This window comes from Actinorhabdospora filicis, assembly GCF_030269765.1.
Taxonomy (GTDB): domain Bacteria; phylum Actinomycetota; class Actinomycetes; order Mycobacteriales; family Micromonosporaceae; genus Actinorhabdospora; species Actinorhabdospora filicis.
In genome coordinates, this window is record NZ_BSTX01000006.1 from 68,508 (window position 1) to 79,469 (window position 10,962).

The window sequence follows — 10,962 nt, forward strand, 5'->3', positions numbered from 1 at the left end:
GCTCCCCACCGCCGCCCGCGATCCCCTCGTCCCGTCTCAGGCGGCGGCGCGCTCGTCCAGCGGACGGCGGCGGGCGCGGGCGCTGGTCAGCGACTCCGGCCGCCACTCGACGTCGTAGAGGTTGGTGCCGGGGGCGACGATCTCGTCGATGCGGTCCAGGACCGCGTCGTCCAGCACGAGGTCCGCCCCGGCGATGAGGCCCTCGAACTGCTCCATGGTGCGCGGCCCGAGGATCACCGAGGTCACCGCCGGGTGGGTGATGGTGAAGGCGATCGCCAGCTCGACCAGCGAGCGGCCGATGGAGTCGGCCAGCTCGATGAGGGCCTCCACGGCCTCGAACTTGGCGGCGTTCTTCGGCAGCGACGGGTCGAAGCGGGCCGGGTTGATCGCGGCGCGCCCGCTGGTGAGGTCCACCGGCTGGTCTTTGCGGTACTTGCCGGTCAGGAAGCCGAAGGCGAGGGGGCTCCAGACCATGGCGCCCATGCCGTGCTGCTGGAGGGTCGGCAGGACGGAGGTCTCGATGCCGCGCGACAGGATCGAGTACGGCGGCTGCTCGGTGCGGAACCGGCCCAGGCCGCGGCGGTCGGCGACGACCTGCGCCTCCAGGATCCGCTCGGCCGGGAACGTCGAGGAACCGAAGGCGCGGATCTTGCCCTGGGCGCGCAGGTCGGTCAGCGCCGAGAGGGTCTCCTCGATGTCGGTGCGCTGGTCGGGCCGGTGGATCTGGTACAGGTCGATGTAGTCGGTGTCCAGGCGGCGGAGGCTGTCCTCCAGGCCCTTGATGATCCAGCGGCGGGAGTTGCCGCTGCGGTTGACGGTCTTGCCGTCGTCCAGCGGGAAGTGGACCTTGGTGGCCAGGACGACGTCATCGCGCCGCCCCTTGAGGGCCTTGCCCACGATCACCTCGGACTCACCGGTGGAGTACATGTCGGCGGTGTCGACGAAGTTGATGCCCCGGTCCAGCGCCGAGTGGATGATGCGTGCGCAGTCATCGTGGTCGGGGTTGCCGATGAACCCGAACATCATCGCGCCCAGGCAGTAGGCGCTGACTTCGATCCCGGTGCCGCCGAGGACGCGGTAACGCATGGTGACTCCCAGTTGTCCCGCCGGTGGCGATCACCACCGGTCGGGACGAACCCTAGGAGCTAGACCGAGGTCTAGGTCAAACGCCTGTGGTGCGGGACACGGCGGTGTGCAGGTGGATCTCGCCGATCTGGACCTCGATCCGCACGCGCACCGGCTCGCCACCGGTGACGCGGTGGACGTTGTCGCGGACGCGGCCCATGGCCATCGACAGGTCGGTCTCCACGCTGGACCCGGCCGACACGCCGACCGACGCGCTGCCGTGCGTCACCTCGACCTCGACCTCCCCGGCGGTGACCTCGTCGATGCGCACGTTCCCCGTCACGGTCAGCGCCTTCGCGCCGCGCGCCACGTGCCCGGCGGTGATGTGGCCGGTGGTGGAGCGCAGGTCCACGGTCTCGGCCGCGTCGACGGTGATCTGGCCGACCTCGCTGGCCAGGACGCAGGTGCCCAGCCGTCCCTCGGTGCGCAGGACGCCCAGGGCGACGTCGCCCTGCACGTGCGAGCCGAGCGGGAGGGTGACGGTCACGTCGATCGAGCCGGGCTTCTTCAGCGCGCCCGTCTTGGGCGCGGTCACCACGACCTCGCCGTTGCCGCCGGTCACTGTGGTCTCGGCGGCCGCCTTGACATCGCGGGAACGGCCCGGGTCGCTGGGGCGCACCTCGACCGTGGCCTCGGCGGCGTCACCGGCGCGGACGGCCAGGTTGGCCACCGGCGCGGTGACGACGAGGCGCACGGGCGCGGCGGCGGGGAAGGTCTGCATCGGGACTCCTGGAGGGATGGGGCGGGCGCCGGGGTGGCGCCCGCTTGATCATCGGAAGGCTAGTGGCCGGTGCTGACGGTGATCGCGCCGACCGGGCAGAGCCCGGCCGCCTCGGCGGCGGCCTCGGCGTGCTCCGCCCAGGACGACGGGTCGGGCGCGGTCCCGAGCCCCTCGCCGTCCTGCTCGAAGACCTCCGGCGCGGTCAGCGCGCACATGCCCGAACCGGCGCAGCGGTCCCGGTCGACGGTCACGCGCATCATTCGCCCCACGCCACGGGCATCGAGGTCAGGCCGTGGATGGAGGCGTCGGACGCGCGGGTGACGGCCTCGCCGGCGAGCCGCAGGTCCGGGAAGCGCCGCAGCAGCGCCGGGAACGCCACCCGCATCTCCACGCGCGCCAGCTGCTGGCCCAGGCACTGGTGGACGCCGTGGCCGAAGGCCAGGTGCCCGGCGGCGTGCCGCCGCAGGTCCAGCGCGCCGGGATCGGCGAAGCGCGCGTCGTCGCGGTTGGCGACGTTCACCGCGACCATGAGCGTCGTCCCGGCCGGGATGACCTGGCCGCCCAGCTCGACCTCTTCGAGGGTCACCCGGGGGATCGGCGAGGCGATCGACAGGTACCGCATCAGCTCCTCGACCGCGCCCGGCACGGCCTCGGGGTCATCGCGCATGATCGCGGCCTGCTCGGGCCGCTCCAGCAGCGCCAGGACGCCCAGGGCGAGCATGCTCGCGGTGGTGTCCAGGCCCGCCGCCAGCAGCAGCGTGGCGATGCCGCCGTGCTCCTCGGGGGTCATCTCGCTGTCGGTGAGATCGCTGAGCAGGTCGTCGGTGGGATTGGCGCGCTTGGCGGCCACCAGGGCCGCGTTGTATTCGCCGAGCGCGCTGAAGGACGCCATGCGCTCCTCCATGCTCGCGTCGCCGCCGAAGACGTTCTCCACATGCCCGCGGAACATGTCCCGCTCGTCGTAGGGGACCCCGAGCAGCTCGCAGATCAGCATCGTCGGGATCGGCTGCGCGAAGGCCGTCACCAGGTCCACCGGCGGGCCCTGCTCGGCCATCAGGTCCAGGTGCACCGCGGTGACCTCCTCGATGCGCTCGGTGAGCATCCGCATCCGCCGGACGGTGAAGCGCCCGGTCAGCATCCGGCGCAGCCGCCCGTGCTCCGGCTCGTCGAGGGCGGTCAGGTCCCCCGCCAGCCCCGGCGGGATCTCGTCGCCGAACTGCTCGCGGAAGTCGATCGTCGGGTGGTGCATCAGCTCCTGGCGCGAGCTGAACCGCCGGTTGTCGGCCAGCACCTCGCGGGCCAGGGCGTACCCGGTGACCAGGTAGCCCTCGTGCCCGTCGGTGAAGACCGAGCGGACGATCGGCGACTCCTCCGCCAGCCGCGACAGCTCCGGCGGCGGGGAGAACGGACAGCCGGGCGCACGCTCGGCCGGCATCCCGGCGACCGTGGGGATGGTCTCGCTCATGACGGGTCCTCTCACTCCCGGCGCCCGCCCCGCAGACGCCGTAGCGCGTGGTCTTCAGTACATCTCGAACGGTACGGCGATGCCCGGTTTGATGTCAATATAAGGGTACGTATATTGGAGTGTTATTGCTGGTAGAAGCGCTGAATCGTCGGCAATGACCGCCGCCGAACGAAGCCGTTTCACCGAGGGTTGCAATGGCCTGCGCGCGAACGCGTACCCTCGGGGAATGCCCGGAGAGCGACTGAACCAGGCCGAGCGCCGCCGCATCGCCGAAGCCCTCGCCGAGGGCGCGAGCTACGCCGCGATCGCGCGCGAACTCGGGCGTCCCAAGTCGACGGTGAGCCGCGAGGTCCTGCGCAACGGCGGTCCCGGACGCTACGACGCCGCCCGCGCCCACGCCGACACCATCGCCCGCGCCCGCCGCACCGCGCCCGAGGTGACCCGGCCCGCTCCGGACGCCCCCGGCCGCGGCCGCGACCCCCGCGCCGTCCGCGCCTTCACCGGCATGTTCAACGAGCTGCTGGTGGCCGGAGGCATGACCCGCATGACCGCGCGCGTGCTGACCTGCCTGTACACCACCGATTCGGGCAGCCTCACCGCCGCCGAACTGGTCGCCTGGCTGAAGATCAGCCCCGCCTCGGTGTCCACGGCGGTGGGATTTCTCGAAGGGCAGGGGTTGCTGCGTCGCGAGCGCGCGGACGGGCGGCGCGAGAGGTACGTGGTGGACGACGACGTGTGGCTGCGCGCGCTCGTCGAGACGGCCCGGGTGAACAGGATCTTGGCCGACGCCGCGATCGACGGAGCCGGGGCGTTCGGGCAGGCGACACCGACGGGGGCGCGTCTGGAGCGCTTCGGGCGGTTCCTGGGGAAGGTGTCGGAGGAGATGATGGCGTCGATCGAGAGGTCCCTGGTGGAGGCGGGGGAGTGGCAGGGGGAGTGGCCGGAGGGGCTTTCGGGGGAGCGGCGAGAGGGCGAAGTGGACGGTGCCGGGGCGGGAGGGTGAGGAGCCCCCCGCGGGCGTGGGGGTGAGTTGATCGCGCTCGCCGCACCCACACCCACACCCACACCCACCTACCCGCACCCGCACCCGCCCGCACTTGCACCCGCACCCGCACCCGCCCGCACCCGCCCGCACCTGCACCCGCACCCGCCCGCACCTGCACCCGCTCACGCCCGCACTTGCGCTCGTCCGGCCGCATTCCGTCACGCCTGCCCGCACCCGCCTGCCCTGCACTCGTACACGCCCGGCCCCAGTCGCACCCCGCCCGGCCTGGCCACGGCGGCGATGTGCTCCCCACGGGTGTGGGGATGAGCTGCGCATCGCGAAGAACAGCTCGACTGCCTCCGGGTACTCCCCACGGGTGTGGGGGTGATCCGCCGTGACCATTGCCCTCGCGCGGGTGCGGAAGCGTCGCGAATCCGCCGTCGGGCTCCGGCCACTCACGGCCGGATGGCGTGCTCGCCGCCGGTGAGGCAACTCGGCCGGTGCGGGGTAACGGCCGGGCCGTGTTCGGCGACCGGCGTCGCATCGGTGCCCGCACGGCCGGAAACCCGCCACCGGCGCATCGGGTTCGCCGCGGCCCCTCGGCTCCACTCCCGGCGGGCTCGCCGACCGTCCGCGCCCGCCCCGCCACCCCATCGCGCTCGCCGTCGCCCCCACCCCGCGCGAAACCTGTCCATCGTTGTCTCCGGCGCGCCGCCCGATTCGCGAAGTTGATCATGATTTCGTGCTTAAGATCCATTTGTCACGGGTGCGTCTTGGTGGGGTGTCATGAGCGGTGGGGTGGTGAGCCGCTGGCTCACCGTCGGGACCATGTCCATAGCGATGTCCATATCGACCTTCGGCTCGGCGTTCGCGTCGGCGCCGATGAGGTTCGTGGGCCTCCCGATGGGGCCGCCGGGAGAAATGCGCACCTGCGACCTGTCGGAGACCGCCGATCACGGCGGCGAGGACCTGTCCTTCTGCGATCTGGCGGGCTACAGCCTGTCCAAGATGGACCTCCGCGAGGCCGACCTGACGGGGGCCTCGCTGGAGGGTTCGCACGCTTTCGACGCGGCTTTCGCGGGGGCGGTCCTGTTCGCGGTGAACGCCCGTGAGGCCGACCTGACCGCGGCCGACCTCACCGGCGCCGACCTGCGGCTGGCCGATCTGCGCGGGGCGACCGTCACGGGTGTGCGCTGTGAAGGGGCTCGGCTGGAGCAGGCGATGCTTCCGGCCGAGTGGCCGTGCCCGGCCTGACTCCATCCGCCGCAAGCCCGTCCGCCGCGCCACCGTCCACATTGCTCCTGCGCGCCATGAGCGTGCGGGTGGCCAGGGCCACGCCCGCGAGGGCGGCCAGGCCCGCGCCGAGCCACATCGCGGTCGGCACTCCGGCGTGGTCGGTGGCGAGGCCGCCGACGAGCGCACCCGAGGCGATCGCCAGGTTGAACACCGAGGTGTAGGCGGCCGCCACGGTCTCGCGCGAGCCGGGGACCACACGCAGCGTCCACGTCTGCGTCCCCACCGACACGCCGCCGTAGGACACGCCCCAGGCCAGCAGCATCAGCGCCGAGGCGGCCGTTCCGCCGGCCAGTGGCGCGATGGCGATGACGGCGGCGAGCGCGACGATGATGACCGCGAGGGCGCGGGTGGGCGCCTTCGCGACGCGGACCCCGGCGACGAAGTTGCCGATCACGCCCGCGACGCCGTAGGCGAGCAGCAGCGCGCTGATCCCGTGCGCGCCGGCGTCCTCAAGCAGCGGCCGGACGTAGGTGTAGGCGGCGAAGTGGCCGCTCACCAGCAGCGCCGGGACGGCCAGGGCGAACACGAGACCGTGGGCCTTGCCGCCGCTCGCGGCGGGCACCGGCGGCAGTTTCGGCAGCAGCAGGACCAGGGCGAGGACGACCAGCAGCGCCATCGCCGCCGCCGCGCCGAAGGCCCACCGCCAGCCGACCAGGTCGCCCAGGCGCGTCCCCATCGGCACGCCCAGCACCGAGGCGGCCGCGACGCCGCTGAACACGAGCGCGTTGGCGCGTGGCGCCGAGGCGGGCGGGACGAGCCGTGGCGCCAGCGTCGCCGCGATCACCCACACGCCGCCGATGGAGACGCCGACGCCGACGCGGGCCACCAGCATCAGCGGGAGGTTCGGCGCCCACGCGGCCATCACGTTCGCGGCGACCTGCAGCAGCATCAGCGACCAGATGACGCGGCCGCGGTCGGCGCCGCGCGTGAAGCGGACCATCAGGGGCGCGGCGACGGCGGCGGTCAGGCCCGGGAGGGTCATCGTCAGGCCGGCCGCGCCCTCGCCGACGCCGAGCTCGTCGGCCATGGGGGTGAGCAGCCCGACGGGCAGCATCTCGGCGGTGACGACGGTGAAGGTGGCCGCGGTGGCGGCCAGGACGGCGGGGAATCCGCCGTGGTGCGGGGAGGACCTGCGAGGTGACATGCGTCAAGCCTCTGGCCGCCGGGCTTGATGATCAACGGTGAAGACCTCATGCTTCCATTAGCGGCACTAATCGGAGGTGGCAGTGGACCTGCGCGAGATCGAGGGCTTCCTGGCGGTGGCCGACGAGCTGCACTTCGGGCGCGCCGCCACCCGGCTGCGCGTCTCGCAGGGCCGGGTCTCGCAGCTCGTGCGGTCCCTGGAGACGCACGTGGGCGCGCGGCTCTTCGACCGCAGCAGCCGCCGCGTGGTGCTCACCCCGATCGGCGAGCGCTTCCGTGCCGGGCTCGTCCCCGCCTATGGTGCCCTGACCGGGGCGGTGGAGTCGGCGCGCGCCGAGGCGCGCGGCATCGCCGGGGTCCTGCGGATCGGTTTCCTCGGCGGCCTCAGCGAGCGGCTGACCGGCGCGATCGGGCGTTTCGAGGCCCGCCATCCCGACTGCGAGATCCGGCTGACCGAGGTCGTCCCGGCCGATCCCTTCGGGGCCGTCCGCTCCGGTGAGCTGGACACCACCGTCGTCCTCAACCCCGTCGCCGAGCCGGACCTGGTGACCACGCGTCCCTTCAGCCGGGCGCCGTTCGTCCTGGTGGTGTCGAACCGGCATCCCCTGGCCCGCAAGAAGATCGTCGGGCCCGAAGACCTCGCCGGGCACCCCGTGATCGGCATGGCCGATCCCGCGCCGGAGTACTGGTGGCGCTACCCGTGGCCCGAGGCCGCGCCCACCGGACCGCGCGTCCGCACCTACCCGGAGGCCCTCGCGGCCGTGGCCGCCGGGCGCGGCGCGATGCTCCAGTGCGCGCCCACCGCCGCGCTGCATCCGCGAAGCGATGTCACGGTGGTTCCGACGCGGGAGCTGCCGGAGTCCTCGCTGACGCTGATCTGGCGGCGCGACGCGGAAACGGTGCGGCTGAAGGCCTTCGCCGAGGCGGTCAGTCGCTAGCCTGTTTCAGCGCCGCCCTCGCCAGCGGCGTCAGCTGCGCCAGGACGTAGGCGTCCACCGGCGGGTGATCGCCCGCGCGGGCGAGGGTCGCGCCGGACATGCGCGCGGTGACCAGGGCGCGCAGGTCGCCGTCGCGGATCAGGAGGCGGGCCTCGGCGCCGTTGGAGCCGGGCGTCCCGGAGCCCTCGACGACCGTCAGGCAGCCCTCGCCGCCCTCGGTCTTCAGCGGGCTCTGGCAGCCGGAACCAGTGTCGTCGCGGGAGACGGTGACCACCAGCCGGTCCTCGCCGGCGTCCAGTTCGCACACCGCCGGTTTCGGGTGACCGGCCACCGACACCGACGGGTACAGCTCGCTCGCCGTCTTCGCCACCGGCGCGCAGTCGAGGGCGACCGGGCCCGGCCCGGTCAGCTTCAGCACCGCCGTGACGCTCCCGGCGATCAGCAGGAGGACGACGGCGATGACCTTGAGGAGGAACTTGAGGTCGGCGCGGCTCACGGGTCTCCTACGGCGAGACGGGGAGACATCAGGGTAGCCGGAGAGCGCGACGCGGCTCCGCGCGCGGCGCAAGCGGAGGCGCCACTTCCCTTATGCCCTCCCGTTCCGGCCCCGCATTCACGGTCTCATGCCCTCACGGGCACAAAGCCTCGGCCGGACGGGACGAACCCCGATTCGCGTGTTCCGGATCACACCGGCCCGGCTCATGCTGACTCCACAGCGTGACGCGCCGTCCGCTGCGCAGCGAAAGCGACCGTCGGAGGGATCATGGCCATCGCGCCTACCTACCCGGGTGTCTACATCGAAGAAATGCCGTCCGGGACCCGGACCATCGTGGGCGTGGCGTCCTCGATCGCCGCGTTCGTCGGCTACACGGCGCGGGGACTCGACCACCGGCCGATCCGCGTGCAGAGCTTCGCCGACTTCCAGCGCGCCTTCGGGGGCCTGAACGCCGAGAGCGAGCTCGGCTACGCCGTCCAGCAGTTCTACCTCAACGGGGGCACCGACGCGTTCGTCGTGCGCGTGCCCAAGAACGACGCCGTGGCCGCCTCGGTCGAGCTCAAGGACGCCGTCGACGGCTCGCCGAACGTCGTCCTGACCGCCCGGGCACTGTCCAAAGGGGCCTGGGCGAACCTGGTGCGCCTGAGCGTCGACTACGACGGCCTCACCGGCGACAACAAGGCCTTCAACCTCACCGTCACCGACCTGGCGACCGGCGCAGCCGAGCGCTTCGCGGGCGTGACCATGAACCGCACCCGCCGCAACTTCGTGGAGACCGTGGTCAACGACGAGTCGCGCGGCTCGCAGATGATCGCGGTGACCGCCGCCGCCGGATCGCCCGCGCGGCCGGTGGAGACCGGCACGAGCGGCGGTGACGTCAGCCTCGGCGCCTTCGCCAACGACAAGGACTACTCGGTCAAGGTCAGCGCCGACGTGCCCGGCGCGCCGCTGACCAACCTCAACGTGAAGGTCATCGACAAGGGCGAGGTCCTGCCCGCCTCCGTCGCCGGTCTCGCCGCCCTGCTGGAGCGCAAGCTGAACCTCGGCCTGGGCTCGGCCCTGCCCGGCGCGCGCGTGACGGTCCGCCCGTCGGCCAACGGGAAGGGCCTGCGGGTCGCGGCGAACTTCGACCCCGCCGTCCTCCCCAACGCCCTCGACGCCGCGCTCACCTTCACCGCCGGGACGCCCGACGACGTCCTGGGCGCGCTGAAACTCGGCGGCGCGGTGAAACCCAATGTGGGCGGCTACCTGCTCGGCAAGGGCCGCGCGGTGCTCGCCCAGGGCGCGGCGGTGGCCGGTGTGGACGGCGTCGCGCTGCCCACCAGCGCCGACCTCATCGGCGACCAGGCGGCCTACACGGGCATCCACGCCCTGCGCAAGACCGACCTGTTCAACATCCTGTCGATCCCCGACGCGACCCGCGCCCAGCCGGGCAACCAGTTCGCGCTCGACTCCACCGTCGACCCGAACGCGATCTTCGCCGCCGCGCAGGCCCTGTGCGCCGAGCGTCGCGCGGTCCTGATCGTCGACCCGCCACCGGACGTCCGCGACCCGCGCTCGGCCCTCGACTGGATCAGCTCCGGGCTGACCGCCAAGGGACCCGACGCCGCCGCGTACTTCCCGCGCGTGCGCGTCCCCGACCCGCTCGACGACTACCAGCTGCGCAGCCTCGCGCCCAGCGGCACCGTCGCCGGGCTGTGGGCGCGGACCGACGCCGCGCGCGGCGTGTGGAAGGCGCCCGCCGGCGTCGACGCGCGCCTGGCCAACGTCGCCGGGCTCGTCTACCGCCTCGGCGACGCCGAGAACGGCCAGCTCAACCCGCTCGGCCTCAACTGCCTGCGGACCCTGCCGGTCTACGGCACCGTCAGCTGGGGCGCGCGGACCCTCGAAGGCGCCGACGCCCAGGCCAGCCAGTGGAAGTACCTGCCGGTACGGCGCCTGGCGAAGGTCATCGAGGAGAGCGTCTACCGCGGCACCCAGTGGGCGGTCTTCGAGCCCAATGACGAGCCGCTCTGGTCGCAGCTGCGGCTCAACCTGACCTCCTACATGCACGGGCTGTTCCGTCAGGGCGCGTTCCAGGGCGCGACCCCGCGCGAGGCGTACCTCGTCAAGTGCGACGCGCAGACCACGACGCAGGACGACATCGACCGCGGCATCGTCAACGTGGTCGTCGGATTCGCGCCGCTCAAGCCCGCCGAGTTCGTCATCATCCGCATCCAGCAGCTCGCCGGTCAGACCCAGAGCTGATAAGAGACGGGAACCCAGGTGGCCGAGTTCACGACCAACACGCACCGCTTCGACCCGTACAAGAACTTCAAGTTCCGCGTCCTGTGGGACGGCCGGGTCGTCGCCGGGGCCAGCAAAGTCAGCGCCCTCAAGCGCACCACCGAGGTGGTCAAGCACCGGCACGGCGGCGACCCGAGCACCAGCCGCAAGTCGCCCGGCCGCAGCGAGTACGAGGCCGTCACCATCGAACGCGGCGTCACCCACGACGTGGAGTTCGAGCAGTGGGCCAACAAGGTGTGGAACCACGGATCCGGCCTCGGCCAGGAGGTCTCGCTCAAGGACTTCCGCAAGGACCTCGTCCTGGAGGTCCTGAACGAGGCCGGGCAGAAGGTCCTCGCCTACAAGCTCTACCGCTGCTGGGTGTCGGAGTACCAGGCCCTGCCCGACCTCGACGCCAACGCCAACGCCGTCGCCATCCAGCACCTCAAACTGGAGAACGAGGGCTGGGAACGCGACTACGAGGTGGTAGAGCCCGCGGAACCCGCCTTCACCGAACCGTAGCGGCCC

11 protein-coding genes are annotated in these 10,962 nt (G+C 72.5%); 5 read left to right on the forward strand and 6 right to left on the reverse strand.

Going from position 1 to position 10,962, the window contains the following annotated elements; genetic code table 11:
* Window positions 1-36: 36 nt before the first annotated feature.
* From QSK10_RS30995 to QSK10_RS31010, 4 genes are all read right to left on the reverse strand, one after another.
* On the reverse strand, window positions 37-1,086 hold the full coding sequence (locus QSK10_RS30995; RefSeq protein WP_285666975.1) for an aldo/keto reductase: 1,050 nt from the start codon (window positions 1,084-1,086) through the stop codon (window positions 37-39).
* Window positions 1,087-1,162: 76 nt separating this feature from the next.
* Window positions 1,163-1,846, reverse strand: a complete 684-nt coding sequence (locus tag QSK10_RS31000; RefSeq protein WP_285666976.1) for a DUF4097 family beta strand repeat-containing protein — start codon at window positions 1,844-1,846, stop codon at window positions 1,163-1,165.
* Between the two features lie 59 nt (window positions 1,847-1,905).
* Window positions 1,906-2,097, reverse strand: a complete 192-nt coding sequence (locus tag QSK10_RS31005; protein WP_285666977.1) for a ferredoxin — start codon at window positions 2,095-2,097, stop codon at window positions 1,906-1,908.
* Between the two features lie 5 nt (window positions 2,098-2,102).
* Window positions 2,103-3,311 carry a cytochrome P450 gene (locus QSK10_RS31010; RefSeq protein ID WP_285666978.1) on the reverse strand — a complete coding sequence of 403 codons (1,209 nt, stop codon included), beginning with the start codon at window positions 3,309-3,311 and terminating at the stop codon, window positions 2,103-2,105.
* 226 nt (window positions 3,312-3,537) lie between these two features.
* On the opposite strand from QSK10_RS31010, the gene QSK10_RS34350 reads away from it, so the two are divergent.
* Both QSK10_RS34350 and QSK10_RS31025 read left to right on the forward strand, forming a co-directional pair.
* Window positions 3,538-4,314, forward strand: coding sequence for a GbsR/MarR family transcriptional regulator (locus QSK10_RS34350; protein WP_432705387.1), 777 nt, complete (start codon window positions 3,538-3,540; stop codon window positions 4,312-4,314).
* A gap of 768 nt (window positions 4,315-5,082) precedes the next feature.
* Window positions 5,083-5,550 carry a pentapeptide repeat-containing protein gene (locus QSK10_RS31025; protein WP_285666979.1) on the forward strand — a complete coding sequence of 156 codons (468 nt, stop codon included), beginning with the start codon at window positions 5,083-5,085 and terminating at the stop codon, window positions 5,548-5,550.
* Here QSK10_RS31025 and QSK10_RS31030 read toward each other — a convergent pair.
* Window positions 5,477-6,736 carry an MFS transporter gene (locus QSK10_RS31030; RefSeq protein ID WP_285666980.1) on the reverse strand — a complete coding sequence of 420 codons (1,260 nt, stop codon included), beginning with the start codon at window positions 6,734-6,736 and terminating at the stop codon, window positions 5,477-5,479. The genes QSK10_RS31025 and QSK10_RS31030 overlap by 74 nt on opposite strands.
* Before the next feature lie 82 nt (window positions 6,737-6,818).
* Between QSK10_RS31030 and QSK10_RS31035 the strand changes: the two genes are divergently transcribed.
* Window positions 6,819-7,673: a LysR family transcriptional regulator gene (locus QSK10_RS31035; RefSeq protein ID WP_285666981.1), complete on the forward strand. Its 855-nt coding sequence runs from the start codon at window positions 6,819-6,821 to the stop codon at window positions 7,671-7,673.
* Here QSK10_RS31035 and QSK10_RS31040 read toward each other — a convergent pair.
* On the reverse strand, window positions 7,663-8,169 hold the full coding sequence (locus QSK10_RS31040) for a hypothetical protein (protein ID WP_285666982.1): 507 nt from the start codon (window positions 8,167-8,169) through the stop codon (window positions 7,663-7,665). The two genes, QSK10_RS31035 and QSK10_RS31040, sit on opposite strands and share 11 nt — an antisense overlap.
* Window positions 8,170-8,436: 267 nt before the next feature.
* On the opposite strand from QSK10_RS31040, the gene QSK10_RS31045 reads away from it, so the two are divergent.
* On the forward strand, window positions 8,437-10,416 hold the full coding sequence (locus QSK10_RS31045) for a phage tail sheath C-terminal domain-containing protein (protein WP_285666983.1): 1,980 nt from the start codon (window positions 8,437-8,439) through the stop codon (window positions 10,414-10,416).
* Window positions 10,417-10,434: 18 nt separating this feature from the next.
* A complete protein-coding gene (locus QSK10_RS31050) occupies window positions 10,435-10,956 on the forward strand; it encodes a phage tail protein (RefSeq protein ID WP_285666984.1) in 522 nt (173 codons plus the stop codon).
* The last annotated feature ends 6 nt before the right edge of the window (window positions 10,957-10,962 follow it).